Raw genomic sequence first — 21,243 nt, forward strand, 5'->3', positions numbered from 1 at the left:
AATAGACACCTGCCCGAAATGTGCCTGTCCCTATTTTACGAACCGCTTCTTCTTTTCATGCTTTCAGAAATCATCTCCTTCAACTTCCCGATATTCTCTCCTGTGAGCGCAGAAATCGCAACACTCCCCGGAGTGAGAGTCCTCAAGTGAAGAAGCGTGCTCTCCTCCTCCAGAACGTCAATCTTGTTCAGTACAGTAATCACTTCCTTGCCTCTCGCACCAAGGTCCACCAGAATACCATCTACGACTTCAACCTGGTGAGGAGCATCATGGGACGCAGCATCCACCACATTGACAAGCAAGTCTGCTTCAGTCACTTCCTCCAGCGTGGCCCGGAACGAGGCAACCAGGTGATGTGGAAGTTTCCTTATGAATCCAACAGTATCAGTGACAAGAAAGAAATCATTCTCATTCAAGAAAACTCTTCGTGTCGTTGCATCAAGCGTTGCAAACAGCTTGTCCTCGGTGTACACGGCGGCCTTTGTAAGAGCATTGAAAAGCGTTGATTTTCCGGAGTTCGTGTAGCCGACAAGCGCAACTTTGAAGAGGTCCTTTCTTCCTTTTCTCTGAACAGCTCTTTCCTTCTCGACCGACGAAAGCTTCTTCTTGAGCGTCTCAATCTTTTCTCTCACTCTTCTTCTATCAACTTCGAGCTGGGTTTCGCCGGGTCCCCTCGTCCCAATCCCGCCGCCGAGTCTCGAAAGGTGCTCCCACATTCTCGTGAGCCGGGGAAGAGTATACTGAAGCTGTGCAAGCTCAACCTGAAGCCGCGCTTCTCTGGTCTTTGCTCTCCTTGCGAAGATGTCGAGGATGAGTTCGCTCCTGTCAATGACCCTCACCCCGAGTAGTTTTTCCAGATTTCGAACCTGTGCTGGACTCAAGTCTTCATCGAAGATAACGAGGTCGGCCGACTGCTCGACGGAAATGGCTTTGACTTCCTCGACTTTGCCCTTGCCAATCAGGGTGGCCGCATTTGGAGTCCGGTGCCGCTGTCCGACTGTCCCCAGTACCTCTGCACCCGCAGTCTCGGCAAGAAGGGTAAGTTCGCCAAGCGAATCTGCTTCGGGCGCGAATCTGGAATCTCTGTCGAATCCAACAAGGATTGCTCTTTCTCTCTTCAGGGATTCTTTTCTGACTTCGTAGATAAATACCTCCTGAGTTGGCCTTCTGCGCTGTCTTAGGGATCGTTGTCCGGGACTGACCTCGGGCCGTTAGTTCTAGCTCTCAGCAACAGGGATCTCAAACTCGTAGGGAAATTCCGACAGATTCCTGAGCTTTCCATCACTTTCGACATAGAAGACGTCTTCTATTCTAACACCTATCTCCTTTGATGGAAAGTAGAGCCCCGGCTCAACGGTGAACACCATTCCCGGAGAGACTCTGTCTTTGTTCGCAGCAGTGGCGCCGAACGCCGGTGATTCGTGTACCTCAAGTCCTATGCCGTGACCTATGGAATGGACGTAGCCCTCGACTGCCGATTCGTTCTGCCTAATAGTCGGATACCCCTTCTTTTCAAAGAATGCGCAGACTTCCTCCTGGCAGACCCTTGTTTCCTTTCCGACATCCATGATCTTCGCCGCATAAAAGAACGTATCAAGAACGTCACCGTAGATGCGCTTCACTTCGTCGGACGACTTGCCGAAGACAAGAGTCCTCGTCATGTCAAAGCAATATCCCGAGGCCGTGTCCCTGGGAAAAATGTCGACAATGATTGTCTTTCCGGGAATCACTTCGTCTTCATCTCTGCCGACATTGTGGGGGACCGCCGAATCCTTTCCCTGGCTGACGATTGAGCCCCCTCCCTCAAGCAGTCCCCTTTTTGTGAATTCAATCCTCAAGATCGTTCGCATATCGCCTATTCTGAGCGGCGTACCATCAGCTTTGAGAATCTTTCCTCCTCTTTGTTTGAGAGAGCGGAGATGTTGAACAAGCGCTTTGAGTGAATCGGCAGTCTTCTCTCCGGCCCTTCTGATTTTCTCAACTTCATCTTCCGATTTTGTTCTTCTGGCAACGTCAAAAAGGCTTTCTTCCTTATCGAAGTCTATCTCTATTCCCTTCACTCGCTTCTTTATTTCTTCCAGAATAGGGAGGAATCTGCTCAACTCTGCCTGCCCAAAGAAGATGATTTTCCCTTTTATTGAAAGTCTGTCAAAAAGCTTTTCGTACAGTCTGCCGTAAGCCCGCACCGTGCTCTTCTCTTCATCAAGCAGGCCTTTCAAGCCAAGGTCGGAGTAGCTCAGACAGGGCAGTCCAGATTTTGCTGCCTCTTCTCTCTCAATCAAACTGTGGACGAGCAGTTTTTCCCCGTTCTTTTTCTCGATGTAGATCGCGCTAAGAAGCCTCACCCCACCCGTAATATAAAGCATTAGCGGCCCGCACTCCTTGCCACCCTCGACAACAATCGCGTCAACGCCCCGCTCGGCCACCAGTTTTTGAATGTCGGCCTTCAAGGTTGTCCTCCTTCTAGTGTCGTGTCCCGGAAGTTCCTTGTCTATGTCTTTGCCCCTGGACACGACACTTTCATAGGGGCTTCTCGCCCCTCTGACACTTCAGGATGCTCCTACTCGTCGCATCCCTACGCTGTCACCCCTGAGGGGGTCGGCCACGACCCCCTCATACCCCCTGGCAGTGTGCCTTATGAAACACCCTGCATTTCGTAAAGTTATTTCTGGGACGGCACACTAGTAGTCCGCTTAGTAGTCGGCTGGCGCCCATCCCTTCCCTACCCTGCCTTTCCTGCCCGGCCTCACTGCCTGAACATTACTTCTTCATTTGAGAAAAGCCTCACCGCAACAAGGAGCGAGAAGAAAGCAAGCACAATCGTACTACCAAGCGTGATGACAATGTGGGCCGGGTTGAAATTGCCGAGAAGGAGCTCTTTCTCAACGAGGCTGGTATTGAAGATAGGGAGAAGGAAGTATGGATTTCCCACTTCAAACTCCTGGCTCATGGCAGAGATCCCGAGAAGGATGACCGCCATCTGGAGGTAAGCCGCGTACGTTCCTCCTTCCTTCGCACTCTTGGCAAGACAGCCCATCGCTATCAGCACGCCGCTCAAAAGCGCGGCCACGGGGATAGTCATGAGAAAGACTGCCGCAGCATTCATTGGCGTCACACCCATCTTGAGATCGCCACTGACTGAGAAAATAGAATATCCCGAGAGAAAGGTTAGAAGGAGACTCACTATGCCTGAAAATGCCGATGCAAGCGAAGCGCTAAGAACAGCGAGAAATTTTCCGAGAACAAGCTCTGTTCTTTTCGCAGAGCTGACAAGAATCGTCTCAAGTGTTGCTCTTTCCTTCTCGCCTGCAGTTGCATCGATCGCCGGGTGGGACGCGCCGGCGGCTATGAGAACTATGATCAGATAAGGTATAAGCATTCCAAGAAGGGATGCGCCCGCTTCATTTGATGCCCCGATGTTCTTTTTTTCGAATGAGGCGGCTGAAAGGAAATCAGCTCCGACGCCTATCTCTTTGAGCTTCTCCTGTGTAACCATTTCCTTGAATTTCGCAAACACGCTTTCCGCTCTCTCGGCTGCGCTCCTCGACCTCGCGTCGGTTTCATCGCAGACAAACGAGATAGTTGATTTTTCGCCTGCCTTCATCTTCTCTTCAAGGTTCTCTTGAAGAACGAGAATCCCCTGTATGAGCCCGTCCTGGATCTGCTTGCTCGTAGCATTGGTAAGCAGGACTTCGACTTTTTCCTTTTCCCTTAGAAGGGAGACCAGCCTGGGAGCGCCCGCGGGGTTGGTTACGGCGATAGTCACAACCAGCGTCTTCTCTTTTTCCACCTGCCTCTGCATCATGAATCCCATGCCTGCGAATATCATGGGATAGAAAATAAATGGCAATACGAACACCAGGAAAAGTGAACGCCTGTCCCTGACAGTCTCAATGACCTCTTTTTTCCACACGACTCCGATATTCTGAAGTTTCATATTTGCAGTTCCTTGCTGACTTCTCCCACAAGCTTGACGAAAATCTCTTCCAGGTCTCTCTCACCTGTCATTTTTCTCAAATCCTCAAGACTACCCGAGCTCAGGATCTTCCCTTTTTCTATGATGGCGATCTCGTCGCACAGTTTCTCGGCTTCGCTCATTATGTGAGTGGACATAAGGATCGTTTTTCCTTCCGCCTTCATGTTTCTCATGAACTTCTGGACTTCCCGTGCGCCAAGGACATCGAGCCCCTGAGCTGGTTCATCGAGTACCAGCACGTTCGGGTTGTGGACCATGACCCTTCCAATGGAAACCCGCTGCTTCATGCCGGTAGACATTTTCCCTATTCTTCTGTCGGCGTATTCCTTCATTCCAAGGGATTCGATCATGTGCTGGGTTCTCTCTCTGGCGCTTTCCTTGGAGAGCCCGTGCAGCCGGCCAAAATACTCAAGGGCCTCTCTTCCCGAGAGTCTGTCATAGAGCTTTGTGTCGCCCGAAAGATATCCTATGGCTTCTCTGACTTCGTTGGGAGAGTTAACAACGTCATAGCCCTGAACTGTCGCCGTCCCCGATGTCGGAGTCAGGATGGTTGCAAGCATCCTCAAGGTCGTGGTCTTGCCTGCGCCATTCCGTCCGAGGAGTCCAAATATCTTGCCGGGCGCGCAAACAAAAGAGACATTGTTGACTGCTACAACGTTTCCTCTTTTTCCGTCATGGAAAACCTTGGTCAAGCCCTTGACTTCAATCATCAACCTGTCCCTCTGACCTGCAAGCTTTCTTTGAGCTGTCATCGGCAAAGCGTGGACGAGCCGGACGTGGTGTTGTCATCATCCCGGCATCCCCATGAATCCGTACAACTTTTGCATTCTATGAGGAAGGAAGCTTTGCTGTCAACGCGCCGCTGTCACCAGGAGCTCAAGCCGGCATCGGTTGCTCGGCACGCCCTCTCCCCTTGGGGGAGAGGGTAGGGTGAGGGGATCAGACACCGCGCGCTCTGCGCCCGATAATCAGAAAGTCATCTGCTGTAAGCGGATGTTCGAATCTCTTCCGGCCCAGAGCATCTGGCGGTGCCTTCGGAAACCACGGGGCAAGCTTTGAGACCTTGCCGCTTAATATCCTGAGAAGCGTAGGCGGAGACCAGCCAATGAAGTGCGCGTCGAGTATCTCCACCCCGAGATTCCGGAAGTGCCTTTTCATCTCGCGGTCGGTGATGCGGTAGTGGTGATAACTGAGGCCACGCCCAAAGTAATACTTGATCAAGAGCCAACGGAGCGAAAAGTTCATGTTCGGATGCTCCACCCAGACGAGACCTGTTCCGGGTTTTGCCAGCCGGACGTGCTCGGAGATTAACTTCTGTCTTGTCACGGGATCAGGAAAATGTTCGACAAGTCCCATGGAGAAGACAACGTCGAAGGTCCCGTCGCTTATCGGCATGCTGAGTCCATCAGCCAAAACAAAGTTCTCAACTACGCCGGCAGCAGCAGGGTTCAGGTCCGCGCCGAAAGTCACTGCTCCATACTCCTGTTTGAACCACCTGAGCCAGCGGCCGTTGGAGCACCCGATCTCAAGGACCTTGAGTCCGTCCCGCTTGGGAATCCATCGCTTGATGATGGAGACCAACTCCTGCTCCCACAATTCCGTCAACGCGGGCAGCTCGCCGAGTCCGAGTATGTAGTCAGTCCAACCAGTATCGCGCTTCATCTTCGCTCCATGTGATCTGAGTCATCTTGCCCTGCCGGAATTTACATCCTGGGAGGTCTTACATCAAGGATGAAGCTGGCACAGATTCGCCCTCCAGAAAGGCACGCTCTAAATATGCCCCCTCACCAACCTCTCCCCCTTGGGGAAAGGATCAAGGTGAGGGGAACCTCCTCCGGGACGTTCTCTATCCGGGAGACAGAACCCACAAGAATCTTAGTGTATTCGCCCCAACGGCGTCTCTTGGTCAGCTTGACAGAGGCTCGTCTGTCTTGCTATTCTTGGGCTCTGAGTTTTCTATGCTTTCGGTCTGGCAGAGGAGGTAACATGCCGTCTCATATCAAGATCGTTCAAGGTGTGAAGCTCTGGATTGCTGAAGCAAGAGTCCCATTTCTGACTGCTTCGATTGTCCCGGTTATCCTTGGCTCGGCCATTGCGTGGACCACTGCGGCCAGCTTCAATTGGGGAGTCTTCTGGCTCACGATGCTTGGCGGAGTGCTTCTTCACGCCGGGACAAACATTGCAAATGATTACTTTGACCACAAGAGTGGGAACGATGAGATAAACACCGAATATGTGAGGCCATTCACCGGCGGTTCAAGGATGATTCAACAGAACCTTCTTACTCCGAGACAGGTCATCACCGGCGCGTTTGTCTGTTTCATCGTCGGCTCGATCATCGGCCTCTATCTTGCGTGGCTCAGAGGGTGGCCGGTTCTCCTTCTCGGCGCAATCGGGGTCTTTTCCGGGTATTTCTACACTGCTCCTCCATTCAAGCTCGCTCACAGGGGAGTGGGTGAGATATTCGTTGGGATGAATTTTGGCATCCTTATGACTCTCGGCGCTTACTTCGTCCAGACCGGGAGTTTCTCGCTCTCTGTTGCGTTTGCCGGAATCCCGGTAAGTCTTCTTATTGCAGCAGTCCTCTACATAAACCAGTTCCCTGATTACAATGCGGACAAGGCTGTCGGAAAGAACCATCTGGTCGTGAGGCTCGGAAGAGAAAGGGCCGTCAAGGGATATGAAATCCTCATGATGGCAGTCTATGCTTCAATCGTGATAGGCGTTGTTGGAAGAATTCTTCCGGTGCTCACAGTTCTTGCACTTCTCACGTTCCCGATGGCGATGAAAGCTGTGGGGACTGCGAGGAAGCACTACGCGGATTCAGCTCACCTGGCTCCTGCAAATGCGGCGACCGTCCTTGTCCATCTTCTCACGGGTCTCTTGCTTTCGCTGGGATACTTGGTGAAAGGTTTGCTCTGACCGGCGCGGGCGCTACGGTCTGGATTTCACTTCCGCTATCCAATCGTTGATGCGTTTTTCCAGAATGTCCAGAGGCAGGCATCCTTCTTCCAGGAGTTCATCGTGAAAAGCTCTTATGTCAAACTTGTTTCCCAGCTCCTTCTGAGCTTTTTCCCTCAACTCCTTTATCTTGAGCTGGCCGATCTTGTATGAGATTGCCTGCCCCGGCCACGCAATGTATCTATCCACTTCCGCGATGATGTTGTGTTCCGACAGGCCGGTGTTCGCCTTGAAGAAATCAATAGCTTGCTCCCTCGTCCACTTGAAATGATGAATTCCAGGATCCACGACCAGCCGGGTCGCCCTCCAGGCCTGAAGAGTCAGTCTTCCGAAATCAGAGTAAGGATCTGAATAGAACCCGAGCTCTTTGGGAAGAAACTCGGAATACAGCGCCCATCCTTCACCGAAAACAGTGAACCATTCGAACCTCCTGAACTTCGGCAGATTCTCCATCTCCTGCTGAATGCATCCCTGGAGATGGTGGCCGGGAATTCCCTCGTGATACGCCAACGCTTCGACAGTGTACTTTGGCCGCATGTTCAAATTCGATGGATTCACATAGACGTATGCGGGGCGGGAGAAATCTACCGGAGCTGCATAGTAGTAAGCGTCGGGAGCAGCATCGGCCCGGTAGTCCTCAATCTCTTTTACATCCAATTTTGACTTGGGGAGCCTTCCAAAAAGCTCGGGCATACGCGCGTCCATCTTTCTAAGAATCTGCCTGAATCCGTCAAGGAGAGAATCCTTCGTGCTGTAGTAGAACTTCGGGCTTGTGCGCAGGTACTGGATGAATTCCGGCAGAGTTCCCTGGAAGCCGACCCGGCTCTTGATTTCATTCATGTCTCTGTGTATCCATTCCAGTTCCTTCTTCCCGATGTCGAAGATTTGCTGGGGAGTCAGATCAGTTGTCGTGTTTGCACGCAGCAAGAACTTGTACCATTCGTCTCCACGCGGCAAGGACCAGATCCCTGCTTCCTTTCTACCTTCGGGAAGATATTCCTTCTCTACGAAGTCGAGAAGTTTCTGATAGGCCGGAACAATGGAATTCCGAATTGCATCAGAAGTCCGTTTCGTCGTCTCGTCCCTGGCATTCTGCGGGAAATCAGCCGGTATGCGTGCCGCCGGCTTGTAGAATTCGGACTTTGTTGGGTCAGTGACTATGTGAATTTTAATTTGAGGTATCGTCTCTTCGATATTGATTCTGGCAGGAACCAGTCCTTCGGAAACCCCCTTCTTCATGCCGGCAATGACGTCGTCTATCTGTTTGGGAAAAGAGTTGAGGCGGGCGATGTAATTCTCGTAGTCCTTTGGCGTATTGAATGGGTGATAGCTGACTATTTCCGGGAACGTTATGTGAGGTCCTTCCTGCTGCGAAATCGGGAACAAATAGGGTTTGAAGCTTGCTCCTTCAATCCGGTCGCGTAGCACTCTTTGAAAAACCAGGAGACTTGTCCGGTCACTCTCGGAGAGGGTTTTCGCGTCGATCTTCTCCGATTGGGCAAGATAGTCTTTTACCTTCTCGATGTCCTCGTTAAACGCCCGCTCGGAGGAATCTTTCAGCTTATCATCATATCTGTGATCTCCGATGTAGGTCGCAAACGTCGGGTCGGATTTCAGTTTGAACTCTGCATATGATTCCATGATTTGATGGAGTTCCATGGTCTGGTCCTTTTCTTGAGAAATGGGTGCAGCGAGGAGACAGATTCCAAGCAACGCACTCAAGTTTCTTGGATTCATCTGCCGCATGTCCCGGTCACTCCTGTGGCACCGGTCTCAGACAATCCACCTTCGTCCCCGCCTGTTTTCCACGAACCGCACGGCCTTCTGCTTCACCGCTGTCTGAGCTTCAACGAATCCGCTCTCTCTGTCAACCGTGCACCTGAGTACGAATTCTGGGACATAACGCTTATTTCAATTGGGTGATGTGTCCCCGAGTTGGAAATGTCAGCCTCTCCAAGATCGTGGGGGGTAAGAGCGGCGAGTGATTTCGGCCCGGTATGGAAAATTTGACAGATGGATCGCTGTGTCGTATAATTATTGAGTTGTTAGCTGTGGAATAGATGCACTAGATCTGTTACAGCTTCTAGTCCATCCGGAAGCCCGTCCCCCTTTCGGGGCGGGTTATTGTTTTTTCGTAACTCCTGAAAGATTTTCATGTTAGGGGCTTCTCTGTATTTAGACAGTCATCTGGCTGCCATTTGGCGCAAAAGGAGGGCATTGTGAAAAGATTCTACTGGCTCATGGTGTTAGTCATCGCTCCGACCCTTGTTTTCGCCCAGGGAGAAATGCATAAGCTTGACGTGGTAGCCAGGAATGTCGCCAGTGATATGCCGATCTCTAAGAGGGTGCTTGTTGAGAGACCCGGTGTTGGCACGGTCTTGACCTCGTACGTGACGACCACTCTCTCGAGGAGCGAGCTCGAATCGATGGGGATAATTGTTCACTCGCAGTTTGGCGGCTTGTTTACAGCCGAGATACCTATTGGCCTTCTTCCAAGACTGGCTTCCACTCCAGGAGTGCAGTACATACGTGGAGCAAGACCCGTGAAGAGGTGCCTTGATGTAAGCCTTCCTGAAACGGGAGGCGATGACGTCCACTACGGGACTCCCCCGAATTATGCGGGTTTTACCGGAAGAGGAGTTGTTGTAGGCAGTGTTGATACTGGAATCGACAGACTTCACCAGGACTTCAAGAAGGCCGATGGAACTACACGGATCAGATACATCTGGGATCAGAATGTCAGTGGAACCCCGCCTGCGGGATATGACTACGGAACTGAGTGGGATTCAGCCCAGATAAACGCGGGGGCTTGCACTCAGACTGATGTTATTGGCCACGGGAGTCACACGATTGGAATAGCCGCAGGAAACGGGCGTGCGACAGGAAATGGCCAACCTCAATATACGTATGTCGGAGAGGCGCCCGAAGCGAACATTATTTCTGTTAAAACTACATTCTACGATACAGCAATTACAGATGGAGTGGCTTATATCTTTGAGAAAGCGCAGGCACTCGGGATGCCCGCAGTTGTCAACCTGAGTCTTGGAAGTCAGTATGGGCCTCACGACGGGACCGATCCATTTGATGTTTCAATGAATGCTCTGACCGGCCCCGGTAGAATCATTTGTGCATCTGCGGGAAACGAAGGAACCGAGAAGAGTCATGCCGAAGTCACTATCGCCGCCAGTTCGAGGGACAGCATGACAATAATCATACCTAGCTACAGCCCGTACGCGGGCAACAACAACGACTGGTTTGATATTGATGGATGGTATGGCGGGAACGACGGCTTCAGTGTTCTCGTCAGGACTCCACGCGGATATACGGCGGGTCCTTTTGCGGTTGGGACTTCCGGAGAAGTGGCTACGAACGACGGAAGAATCTATGTTGAGAATGCCATCTCAACACCGACGAACGGCGACAGGGAGTTTTTCATCGAAGTATGGGACGCGAGCGCCTCGTTCTACCCCAGGGCGGGAACCTGGACGGTCAGGTTCATAAGGACTCAGAATGGCGAAACCGGGGAAATAGATGCGTGGATTGCCTACTATCAGCTTGGAGCATCGGGTTATGCATATTGGTCCAGAGGTTATGAGGCGGCAGAAGAAATCGGAAGCCCGGCAACCGCTGATTCCCTGATAGCAGTGGGCGCCTATACAACAAAGAAATGCTGGACTTCAGTGAATGGCTCGACCTATTGCTACACCGAAAATCCAACTCTCGGAGCCATCGCATCCTTCTCAAGCCGAGGCCCAAGAAGAGATGGCGTCTTGAAACCCAACATTACGGCTCCAGGCTTTGGAGTTGCATCGGCTCGTTCTGCCCAGAGCACCGTTTCTGACCCTTACGTGGTCCAGGACGGCGTGCACAGAATCTGGGAGGGAACGAGCATGTCCGCTCCCCATGTTGCAGGAATGTGCGCCGCGGTTCTTCAGAAATTCCCGACATTCACGCCGTCCCAGATGAAAAGCTGGCTCTACGCAAGGGCAAGAAGCGACGGCTACACGGGTACGGTGCCGAACAATACGTGGGGATACGGGAAGCTGGATGGAAGCGATAGAATCGCGCCCCAGGTCACAGTCTTGAGACCGAACGTTCATGAGTTTTTCACACCCGGTACAACCGAAACAATAAAATGGGTTGCCTCCGATGATTTCTTTGGAATTGGCTCGGTGGATATTTACTATTCGACAAATGGCGGGGCAACATATCCGAATGTCATAGCTACCGGGCTGCCGAATAATTCGAAGTATCCCTGGGTTGTTCCTGCAACTTATTCAGAAACCTGCAGAGTGAAGATTGTTGCGACTGATTCATCTCCTGCAGGAAACCAGGGTTTCGATATGAGTGATAGTCTCTTCACGATAGTTGCACCGGATACGATATCGCCGAGTGTCGTGGTCATTTCTCCAAACGGCGGTGAAGAGTGGACTGTCGGGGACCAGGATACAATCAAATGGACTGCCACGGATGCATCGGGAGTGGATTCGGTATCGATATACTACTCGATCGATAACGGCACTTCTTATCCGTCCCTGATCGCTCATGGACTTCCGAATTTCTCGTTCTATGTATGGACAGTTCCTAACACTCCTTCGGACAGCTGCAAGGTCAAGGTTGTCGCGTATGATGGTTCGACTGGTGCAAACTCCGGGTTCGATGTGAGTGACAGCATATTCAAGATAAAGTCTCTTGTTGCCGTCCTTGGAAATCCGCGCAACGTGATTCCGGCCAGGTTCTACCTTGCACAGAACCATCCGAATCCTTTCAATCCGGTGACCGGAATCTCCTTTGGCCTTCCCGCTCCGGCACGCGTTTCTCTGAAGATCTACTCGGTCACTGGGAAACTCGTCTCATCGCTGGTCGAGGCGAACCTGGGAGCAGGCGTGCATGATCTGACGTGGGATGGCAGGGATGATGCGGGGCGCGTTCTTGCCTCCGGAATCTATTTCTTGAGGCTCGAGGCCGGGAGTTTTGTCCAGACAAGAAAGATGGTAATGTTGAGATAGCATCACATCAAACTGGGGGACACATCACCTAATTCGGAAGTCGAGAAGACATATTTCTTGCTCTATAGACGATTAGTCTTGCGGGTCCCCCGCTCTCCTGCCACGGCAGAAGGCGAGTGAGAGTAAAAGTCTCAGGCCTGTGGGGTGGCACAAGTGTCGTGTCCCGGAAATTCCTTGTCTATGTCTTTGCCCCGGGACACGACACTTTCATAAGGGCTTGTCGCCCCTCTGACGCTTCAGGATGCTCCTACTCGTCGCATTCCTACGCTGTCACCCCTGAGGGGGTCGGCCGCGACCCCCTCATACCCCCCGGCAGTGTGCCTGATGAAACGCGCTACATTTCGTAAAGTTATTTCTGGGACGGCACACTGCAATCAGGCAGATTGCCCGGTGGTTTTTCGAAGTAACGAAAAACTTGTCCGGGCTTCTGTCTTTTGTTCGGGAAGAGTCTTGGCGGCCTCTCTTATCCGCTCCTTTCCGATTTCTGGCCGCACGGAGAGGTTGCGCAGAAATACGGTGTGTTTGACAAGAAAGGTTTTTCTGAGAGAGCCACCTTCATTATCGATGAGAAGGGAATTGTCAGATACAAGAAAGTGAATCCGCTCGATGTTCAGCGAAACAACTTCGACCTTATGAAAGCGCTGGACAAGCTCGACTGAATTCATCGGCCTCGGTCGGCGTAAAACTCATTCGCACTGGTCACGGTCCGACGCCAACCTGGTAGAGACTTGCGGCACCAGCGCCCGTTGAGCAATCTTGATTGGTCTAGGTCGAATCTTTTGGACTGTGGTCCGTCCTTGTCACTCTGAAAACGACGTGGGTGCGAGGGGCAGGAAATCCCCCCTGGCTTGTGATCCAATTGACCGGGACCAGTCTTTCTCTATCTATTCCACGAAAGACAGGGGCCGAAGACAGCTCTTTCTGCCAATCAAGGCTCGTGATGTAGTCCGCGACATAATCCGGGCGAATTGTATCGATGTATTCAGTCATGCTTCTGGGACCAAAGAGATAAGGCATCAAGTCCTTGCTGTTGGTCATACCATCAAGATTTATAGTCCGCCGATTTGAGAAGTAGCCAATCACACCTGCGTTGTAGGATGCAATCACTGCCGTCGAGGGAGTATTCTGCTCTAACCATTTTGCCTGGGCATACATTCCGTCGAGCCCGTACATCGGTGGCAACGGTTCTCTCGTAACAAAATCAACCGACCGATAGCCACGAGCCAAAAATCCTATTGAGAACCATATGGCCAGCGAATAACGGAAAGCTTTGCGAACCATGGACCGTGACAGGATTGTGTCAATATGCCTGATCGCCGCTCCGATGGATAACGAGATGACCACAAACCAGTTGGCAAAGTACCAAGTTGTGTAATCCAGGACATAGTCCAGTGCGTAAACAACCGACATCGCGTGAAGAAAGATGGCTACCCAGAAGAAAGCCAATATCTTTACTGCTGGCTTGTCATCTGCATCATGTGACTTTCGACTTGAACACATCCAGGCCACTGCCGCAGTCAGCAAAGCACCCATCGTCAGCAGCACCCTTGCCGCCAATTTGGAAGATCCCGCTTCACTGGACAGGTCAATTGCACCCCATATTGCCCAGAATGGCAGCAAGACCAAAAAGGATCTCTTTAGAAAGATGACCGCTGGTTCTCCGCCAGACATTACGGAAGCAGTAGATATCCGGCGCTTGGCGAAACATACAGCCGTGAGCACGGTCAGGATGCCGGCCAAGACTGTTGCCACAAGAGCCGGACTCACGAGCCAGGACCCTCTACCCAATCCCAGAACGCTGTCCAATGTGCCCAGGCTGTTCGAGGTTACCCACAGGAGTTTCTCAAATGCTCGCCCCAATGAATGAAGGAGCGCATGGATGCTCAAATACCCTCCCATCTGAGAAGTCACGATATTGAAATTATGTCTCTCCTTCACCAGACCGCTGACCGGCAGGACTGTGCCGAACTCGATCACGTTCCACAGAACGTAAGGCAAAACCAGCAATCCAGCACCAAAAGCCATGCCAATGCCTGGTCTTATCATCGCCCGAAGTCTCTGGGTCCGACTCATTTTTTGGTTGTGCGGTGTGAGAAACTAGCCCATCAGGACAAAGATGCTCGCGACGTAAATGAGATTGTCGACCCGGCACAAAAAGAGCACACCGCACCCGAGTCCAGTGGCAATGCTTCCCAAACTTGAATACGTTTGCGCGGCAGATTCCTGCATAAGTTTTCGCTTGGCGGCTACTATGACACGCCACAGCAGGAAGCTGAAAACCAGCCAATTAAGACTGGTCTCCATTCCTGTCAAGGACAGGCTTGGAACAAGCTGCACTGAGGACCAAATGAGCAGGCAGATCACCGAGAGAGACTGCCCGAGTGCTGCTTCCGAGATCGCACAAATGATGAGCCCGGTTGCAAAGTTGAGCACCGTGCAGAGAATCAGAGTAAGTCTCAGCAAATCTTCCTTTGAAGGCGTTATCGTTGCAAGGGCAGTAAGCAGCAGTTGCCACGCAGGTGGAAAGCCGTTGGTCCGGTTGATTCCGTCAAAGGTGAACCCCTGCCCATGTGCCGCGCGATGGGCTATTTCGAGGTAGTAGAATGTATCGTCGTTGACAACATGAGCAAGCAGATAGTTGAGGGGAAGCTGTGTTACGAAGAGCTGAAAAAGCACCGTGGCCAACAATATTGCGGCAGCCCAAATCCTTGGTGATTTGTGACTCAGATTTCTCCTGCCTAGCGAGATTCCCGGTTGTTGTGCGGGCATCTCAAGGAAGCTACGCTACGCGCCGCGTGCATGTCCACAGTTTCCTGCAGCTTCCCAACATTTATGGTAAGTGCTCCGTGCTGCTCTTCGAGCTTGCCTTCCACAAGGAGTAAACCAGTATGCCTAAAAACAGTGGACAATTTCTCGTAGGCCTCCGGGAAAAGGATGCATTCGACAGTCCCCGTTGAGTCCTCGAGTGTCATGAATGCCATGAGCCTCTTGTCCCTTAATCTCACTCTACGCCGTGCAATGGGAAGTCCCACGATTCGGACAAACGGGCGCGGGTGGGTCCAGCCCCTCCCTGAAACTTCGGCAGTTCCGGCGGACTGACGGATCGCATTTCCCGCTTGAATTCGATGCTCTGCCTTGCTCGCTGAGGACCCACTGTCCCCAGTTTCCCGCACACAGAGCCCCACAATACCCCCCCTCACCGATTCCAATTCGTATAGTTCTGCTGCTCTCACGGCACCTTCAGGCAAAGGTCCAAGCTCACTCGGGTGGCAGACGACGTGCAAGTCTAGGAGTCGCTCTTCCATCGCAACCTGTTCACTCAAAGGCAAATCCTTTCCCTTGAAACCAGATGCAGTAGCGTCTTCGACCAGCGCGAGTGAGGTCCCTTGAGCCGTCTTCTTTCTCATCCTCTTGGACAGAACGGCGAGCTCATAGAAAAGCCCGGGCCTCGTCCGGCCGGTGAAATCAAACGCTCCGCAGAGGATTAGACTTTCGGTTTCATTGAATCCAACGTTCGTTCTCAGGAGAAAATCGGAGACCGAGTTGAATGGACGTTCTTTTCTGGCAAGAAGGATTGATGAGATAGTTCTTCCAGTCAGGCCGCTCACCTGAGAAAGTCCGACTCTTATGGCGCCGCCATCAATTTCAAATCCGCGTCCCGAGCAGTTCACACAGGGCAGAAGAACGCGCAAGCCCATCCTCTTTGCCTCATTGACGTGGACCGACCTTTCATACATTCCCTGGTGATGGTTCAGAACAGCGGTCATGTACTCAAGCGGAAAATGCGCCTTGAGGTAGAGAGACTGCCACGCGAGCACGCCGTAGCCTGCCGCGTGTGCCCGGGAAAACGTATAGGAGGAAAACCTTGTTACATCCTTCCACACGGAATTCTGTATTTCTGCCGGCACTCCCTTCTCCCTGCACTTCGCGGAGAAGAACTTCCTTGCGTTCTTCATATCAGGCTCACTTCGCGCATGTGAGATCGCCCTTCTCAGTGAATCCGCATCTTCGAGAGAGATTCCGGATATTTCACTCAGAACGCCCATGACATCTTCTTCGTAGAGCATGATTCCGTGAGTTCTCTCAAGGAGCGACTTGAGACTTTCGTGAACGAATTCTATCTGTTCTTCTCCTCGCGCTCTTTTCACAAAGCGTTCTTTCATCCCTGCTGAGGAAGGACCCGGCCTGATAAGCGCGAGCGCATCTATGGTGTCATCCTGAGACGAAGCTTGCAGCATGACGACGAGATTTCTCATGGCAGGCGACTCTGTTTGAAAGCATCCGAGCGTCTTTCCTCTGCGCAAAAGTTCCCCTGTGAGCTCATCATTCTCGGGAATCTCATCGGGAGAGAGCCTGAGACCCTTTTCTTTTTCTATGAGGTTCAGCGTCTCCTCGAGCGTCGAAAGCGCTCGATTTCCAAGAAGGTCAATCTTAACGAGGCCGGCTTTCTCGATGCCCTCCATCTCAAACTGGGTAACAACAATGCCCTTCGCGGCAAGCTCAAGCGGAACGTATTTCGAGAGCTCGCCCGGAGAAACAACGATTCCTCCACAATGAATTCCAAGATGCCTTGGGAAATTCTCAATCCTCTTTGCCAGACGGCGGGCCTCGGCAAGAAGCTCGAGGTGCTCTCCGATTCTTCCTTTCTTTGAAAGCGCACTCGCAGGAACGCCGAGCGCCTTTGCTGTCTCAAGAAAGGCCAGCCTTGACCCCATCGTGACATGCGTTGAGATCATGGCCACGCGATTGCTTCCGTACTTCTTGTACACATACTCGATTACCTCATCCCTCCTGTGCCAGGAAAGGTCGATATCCAGGTCCGGCCAGTCTTTTCTTGTCTCATTGAGGAACCTCTCGAAATAGAGGTTGTAGCAAAGCGGATCGACATTCGTGACACCAAGAAGGTAGGCGACAATGGAACTCGCCCCGGACCCACGTCCCGCGACGGGAATCCGCTTTTCCCTTGCGAAGCGCACGATGTCGCCGACAACCAGAAAATACTCAGTGAATCCCAGCTTTGAGATGATTTCTATTTCGTGGAGAAGTCGCTGGCGCGCCCGCCCGTTCGCTTGACCGTATCTTGAAATCAATCTCTCTTGGCAGAGAGAAAGAAGGAACTCCTTTGCTTCCACGCCTGTGGGAAGCGGAAATCTCGGGAAGACCGCCTCGCCCTGGAAAAGGTCAAAGTCGCATGCCTCCGCGATTTTCCTCGTGTTCGCAAGTGCATCCGGGATATCTTTGAAAAGTTCGCTCATCTCAAGCGGACTCCCCAGCCGGGCATTCCTGTTCCCTGTCATTCTTTGCCTGGCTTCGAAGATGGAGACATTTTTTCTTATGGCTGAGAGGAGTTCATGAGTCTCGCAGTCAGATTCATGAAGAAAGCGTACGTCGGTCGTTGCGACAGGTCTCAGGTTGAGTCTCCGCGCAAGCTTCATCAGCTCCATTTCTCTCGTTGCCGAGGAGCAGGGTCTTTCCATTCCGACGAGAAGGGAATCCTTTGGAACATCTGGCTCAAGCCTTCGGATGAACTCACAATCATTTGCAATGATGAATAGGCCTTCGTGATGTTCGAGAAGTGAGTCAAGAAGTGAGAATTTCTCTTTCAGATTCCGCTCAGTCAGAAGTGTGCAGAGGTTAGAGTATCCCGCTCTGTCTCGCACAATGAGAACGACCTTCTCACCTTCGTACCCAAGCTCACAGCCGAGAATCGGCTTTATTCCTGCTTTCTTTGCAGCTTCAAAGAACCTGGGCGCGGCATAGAGGTTATTCGAATCGGTGAGAGCTATCGCATCGAAGCCAAGCTCCAGAGCCCTGGCAATAAGACTCTCCACAGTTGATGTGCCGGAAAGAAGCGAGTAATTGCTGTGGACATAAAGGGGAACCGGCGTGGACTCTGTTTCGCTACTCATCTGGGTCCCCTCACCCTTCCCTCTCCCCCAGGGGAGAGGATAAACGGATCACAGGTCCCCGCAGGCGGCTGTCCTTGAGACTTCTCCCCTCTGGGGTGGAGGGAGACGCCGTCCCTCTTCCCATCCTCTCCCCCTTGGGGAGAGGACTGAGGTGAGGGGCAACCGCCGCTACCTGGTGAGGCATGGTGTTCTCAGAATAAATCCAAATCTATCCTGCTTTAGCTTTCCGAGAAGCTCGATGGAATTCCCGGCGACGATCGAGGAGTGCCCAAACTTCTGCCTCACCGAGTCAATTCCTTTGTACAGATTCCTCGATTTCTCTTCCTCCTCGTCTTCATAGAATCCCATCTGAGACTCGTTCCACCGGGAGAAGCGCGAAAGGGCTATTCCGACCCGAATAACGCTCACTCTTCTCGTCAGCATGCGCACGAGCAAATCCCTTGCGCGCGAGAAGAGCTCGTTGTCAAGAGCTGTCGGACTGGGAAGGGCTTCCTGCCTTTCCTCGTGCCGCGAATCCGCGTACGAGACCTTAACCGATATCGTGCGAGGGCAGATCGCCAGATCTCTCGCCGCTTTCCCTGCCCTTTCCGTGAGATAGTAGAGCATCGCTTCAATCTCGCTTTGATCCCCGGCCGGTGTGTGGAAGGCGGTCTCCCGCGAGATTGATTGTGGAAGTTCTCGTTCTTGAACGCGAATTTCCCTCCCCGCCGCCCTTTCGTAGAGGTCGTGTCCGGCCTTTCCAAACAGCGCCCTAAGCGAATCCCGCGAGAAAGCTCTCAGATCCTGAATGGTGTGCACGCCCAGCTTTTCGAGGACACGCTTCGTTTTCGTCCCCACGCCCGGCAATTCACCAACCGGAAAGCCTGCAATGAAGTTCTCCTCCTCACCCATTCTGATCAGTCTCAGTCCATCGGGTTTCACGGTCCGGCCCGCAAACTTCGCAATCATCCTGTTTGTGGCAATCCCGACGGTGACGGTGAGTCCAATTTCTCTTCTCACTCTCTCTTTGAGTTCGCGGCCGACTAGAAGAAAATCTTCGTATAGAAGCTCTGTCCCCGAAAGATCACAGTGGGCTTCGTCAAGGTAGCTCTCGACGGCCGGGGAAATGTCCCGGCAGATATCGAATGTCCGCGACGCGAAGGAACGGTACGTCTGGCAATGCCCGTCAAGCACCACGGCTTTGGGACAGAGTTTCTTTGCCTCGCGGATTGACATTCCGGCTCTTAGGCCGTATTTCCTTGCATCATAGGAACAGCTCGCTATGACACCTCTTCCCACGATCACAGGAACGTCTTTCAGGCGGGGGTTCTTGAGCTTTTCAACCGATGCGAAAAAGGCATCTATATCAACGTGCATTATGACGGGGCGCATGATTGTCGGCCGCTATCACCCTTCCATCATCACAGATTCCAGATACCAGAGCATTTCAGATCCATCCAGGCAAAGCTCACACACATCACCGGTATCCACGCTCACCGAAAAATAGTAGAGCCTCTTCTGACCTTCCTTCCATTCCCATCTGGCATGGACATCGGTGATTTTGTAATTTCTAGTTCCCCGTTTGAAACAAAGGGGCACTATCTGCCCGCCGTGGAAATCAGCTCTCACCTTTACGGCTTGATTTATTCGTTCAACAATCACGACTCCCCCTCACCCCCTCACCTTGATCCTCTCCCCCGTGGGGAGAGGGTAGGGTGAGGGGGCGCTCCTTACAATTTCCTCACCACTCCGACTACCTTTCCACAAATCCTGAAAAGAGGATCTCCTTTCTTCACAACTATGGGTTTATAGTTCCTGTTACGTGGTATAAGCTCAATTCCGTTCTGCCTTTTCTTGAAAACCTTGACCGTAACTTCCTGCTCCTCTCCCAGACAGGCAACAACTGCATCTCCGTCGTGAGCCGTTCCCTGCTCTCTCACAATGCAGTAATCGCCATCGTAGATACCGGCATCCTTCATGCTGTCGCCTTTGACTCTTACCGCAAAGTGGCGGGTGTCTCCTTTGAAAAGTTCTCCGAGAGAAAGTTTTCCTTCGATCGATTCAATGGCAAGAATCGGGGCGCCTGCCGGAACCCGACCAATTATGGGCACGCCTTCTCCTCTTCTCGCCTCTTTTGGAACAACGAGCCTTCTTCCAAGTCTCTTCAAGTACCCCTTTCTAATGAGTGCTTGAAGGTGCTGGCTTATCGTTGCTGGAGAACGAAGCCCGATCCTTGCTCCGAGCTCCCTGTAAGAAGGGAAATGCCCGGTTTCTTCAATCGAAGAGAGTATGAGCTCAAAGAGCTCTTTCTGCCTGGGGGTTACAAGCCGCATGGTTTCCTCCGGTTCATTTAGCCGTCGATCCTTTGTATATCAGGCTGCTAGCCACAAGCTGTAAGCTTCCAGCAGGGTGCTCACATCTTCAATATACCAAACAATTGTTCGGTAGTCAAGGGAAAAAATATGGAAGAACTCATATCCGGTGAACGGCTTGTAGAAAACCCTCGAAGAACTTGTTGACGACTTACGCTGGGAGACAGCATCCTACCCGCAACAATGTGTGAACTCCCGCAGTTTGGACTCGCATTCTTGCAATCGGACGGGGCAGGCTGTTCTTGGCCGCAAAGGAGGGGGAAGATGAGACTCAGTGTAAGTCAACTCTATCTGACTGCAGTGTTGCTTGTTGTCACATTCGTGATTGCCGGTTGCCCCGGTTCAGTTGTAGAGCCCCCCAGTATACGCGGCCACTTCTGGTCGTCAGCAGTGGGACTCCGTGGAGGTGAGGCCACCGCGGCTTATGCAAGGCACAGGTCGTCGGTTTCTGCCGGAGCTCCGGCCGGAGTCTTCCCCTCAGCAATCACTGCCGGCTCTGGAGCCGACCTCTTCGTTGGAACTCCAGGCGGAGTTTACCGGTCAACAGATGATGGAACAACGTGGACAAGAGTCATCACCGGAATGACAGTCCCTATTATCTCCGCGATTACTTCGAACTCGAGTGGGCATCTTTTTGCCGGAACCCAGGGTGGAGGAGTCTATCGTTCAACGAATAATGGAGATACGTGGACGGCAGTCAATAGCGGACTGACAAGTCTGGCTATCACCAGTATTGTTACGAACTCAAGCGGGCACATCTTCGCCGGCACCAACGGCGGCGGAGTCTTCGTGAGTGCGAACTCGCTGACTTGGGGGCAATAGGGAACACTTCACCCCCAACGATTTCCTACCCCCCCTCCTTCTTTGAAATATTGACGGATATGGCCCTCTTTGGTATAATTTAACCCTAATATTCCCAGATGTAATGCAGGCTAACAACTACAGTACCGTGCGCGTAAATGACGCCATTCCAATCTCCCATTCACAACCTATGGCCAATTACCCGTTAAGACAGTCAGAATGAGCTGATACTTTTG

General features: G+C 52.2%; 16 protein-coding genes. 4 read left to right on the forward strand and 12 right to left on the reverse strand.

Annotated features, from left to right (window positions below; translation table 11 throughout):
* Positions 1-35: 35 nt before the first annotated feature.
* From hflX to QME66_02025, 5 genes are all read right to left on the reverse strand, one after another.
* Positions 36-1,103 (reverse strand): GTPase HflX, encoded by a 1,068-nt coding sequence (gene hflX, locus QME66_02005; protein MDI6807741.1) that lies wholly within the window; start codon positions 1,101-1,103, stop codon positions 36-38.
* 114 nt (positions 1,104-1,217) lie between these two features.
* Positions 1,218-2,450 (reverse strand): M24 family metallopeptidase, encoded by a 1,233-nt coding sequence (locus tag QME66_02010; protein MDI6807742.1) that lies wholly within the window; start codon positions 2,448-2,450, stop codon positions 1,218-1,220.
* Between the two features lie 296 nt (positions 2,451-2,746).
* Positions 2,747-3,937 (reverse strand): ABC transporter permease, encoded by a 1,191-nt coding sequence (locus QME66_02015; protein ID MDI6807743.1) that lies wholly within the window; start codon positions 3,935-3,937, stop codon positions 2,747-2,749.
* Complete coding sequence (locus tag QME66_02020; GenBank protein ID MDI6807744.1) at positions 3,934-4,686, reverse strand: ATP-binding cassette domain-containing protein; 753 nt, start codon at positions 4,684-4,686, stop codon at positions 3,934-3,936. Before QME66_02020 ends, QME66_02015 begins: the two co-directional genes overlap by 4 nt.
* A 229-nt stretch (positions 4,687-4,915) precedes the next feature.
* Positions 4,916-5,638 (reverse strand): methyltransferase domain-containing protein, encoded by a 723-nt coding sequence (locus QME66_02025; GenBank protein ID MDI6807745.1) that lies wholly within the window; start codon positions 5,636-5,638, stop codon positions 4,916-4,918.
* A gap of 324 nt (positions 5,639-5,962) precedes the next feature.
* Between QME66_02025 and menA the strand changes: the two genes are divergently transcribed.
* Complete coding sequence (menA, locus tag QME66_02030) at positions 5,963-6,898, forward strand: 1,4-dihydroxy-2-naphthoate octaprenyltransferase (GenBank protein MDI6807746.1); 936 nt, start codon at positions 5,963-5,965, stop codon at positions 6,896-6,898.
* Positions 6,899-6,910: 12 nt separating this feature from the next.
* On the opposite strand, the gene QME66_02035 is transcribed toward menA, so the two are convergent.
* On the reverse strand, positions 6,911-8,674 hold the full coding sequence (locus tag QME66_02035) for a DUF885 domain-containing protein (GenBank protein ID MDI6807747.1): 1,764 nt from the start codon (positions 8,672-8,674) through the stop codon (positions 6,911-6,913).
* 482 nt (positions 8,675-9,156) lie between these two features.
* Here QME66_02035 and QME66_02040 point away from each other — a divergent pair, with 482 nt between their 5' ends.
* Together QME66_02040 and QME66_02045 are read left to right on the forward strand one after the other, a co-directional pair.
* Positions 9,157-11,946 carry a S8 family serine peptidase gene (locus QME66_02040; GenBank protein ID MDI6807748.1) on the forward strand — a complete coding sequence of 930 codons (2,790 nt, stop codon included), beginning with the start codon at positions 9,157-9,159 and terminating at the stop codon, positions 11,944-11,946.
* Positions 11,947-12,380: 434 nt separating this feature from the next.
* The gene (locus tag QME66_02045; protein ID MDI6807749.1) at positions 12,381-12,605 is read left to right on the forward strand and encodes a redoxin domain-containing protein; all 225 of its coding nucleotides are present in this window, start codon (positions 12,381-12,383) and stop codon (positions 12,603-12,605) included.
* 106 nt (positions 12,606-12,711) lie between these two features.
* Here the strand turns inward: QME66_02045 and QME66_02050 are convergent, their stop codons facing one another.
* The 6 genes from QME66_02050 to lexA all read right to left on the reverse strand — a co-directional run bounded on the left by QME66_02050 (position 12,712) and on the right by lexA (position 20,167).
* Entirely contained in the window at positions 12,712-13,992 is a 1,281-nt protein-coding gene (locus QME66_02050; protein MDI6807750.1) for a hypothetical protein, read from the reverse strand.
* Positions 13,993-14,043: 51 nt separating this feature from the next.
* On the reverse strand, positions 14,044-14,631 hold the full coding sequence (locus QME66_02055) for a hypothetical protein (GenBank protein ID MDI6807751.1): 588 nt from the start codon (positions 14,629-14,631) through the stop codon (positions 14,044-14,046).
* A 53-nt stretch (positions 14,632-14,684) separates the two neighbouring features.
* Positions 14,685-17,855 carry a DNA polymerase III subunit alpha gene (locus tag QME66_02060; protein MDI6807752.1) on the reverse strand — a complete coding sequence of 1,057 codons (3,171 nt, stop codon included), beginning with the start codon at positions 17,853-17,855 and terminating at the stop codon, positions 14,685-14,687.
* A gap of 168 nt (positions 17,856-18,023) precedes the next feature.
* The gene (locus tag QME66_02065; protein ID MDI6807753.1) at positions 18,024-19,226 is read right to left on the reverse strand and encodes a DNA polymerase IV; all 1,203 of its coding nucleotides are present in this window, start codon (positions 19,224-19,226) and stop codon (positions 18,024-18,026) included.
* A gap of 15 nt (positions 19,227-19,241) precedes the next feature.
* Positions 19,242-19,496: a hypothetical protein gene (locus tag QME66_02070; GenBank protein MDI6807754.1), complete on the reverse strand. Its 255-nt coding sequence runs from the start codon at positions 19,494-19,496 to the stop codon at positions 19,242-19,244.
* 68 nt (positions 19,497-19,564) lie between these two features.
* Positions 19,565-20,167: a transcriptional repressor LexA gene (gene lexA, locus QME66_02075; GenBank protein MDI6807755.1), complete on the reverse strand. Its 603-nt coding sequence runs from the start codon at positions 20,165-20,167 to the stop codon at positions 19,565-19,567.
* A 303-nt stretch (positions 20,168-20,470) separates the two neighbouring features.
* Between lexA and QME66_02080 the strand changes: the two genes are divergently transcribed.
* A complete protein-coding gene (locus QME66_02080) occupies positions 20,471-21,028 on the forward strand; it encodes a hypothetical protein (protein MDI6807756.1) in 558 nt (185 codons plus the stop codon).
* Positions 21,029-21,243 lie beyond the last annotated feature (215 nt).

Source organism: Candidatus Eisenbacteria bacterium (genome assembly GCA_030017955.1).
Lineage (GTDB): Bacteria > Eisenbacteria > RBG-16-71-46 > JASEGR01 > JASEGR01 > JASEGR01.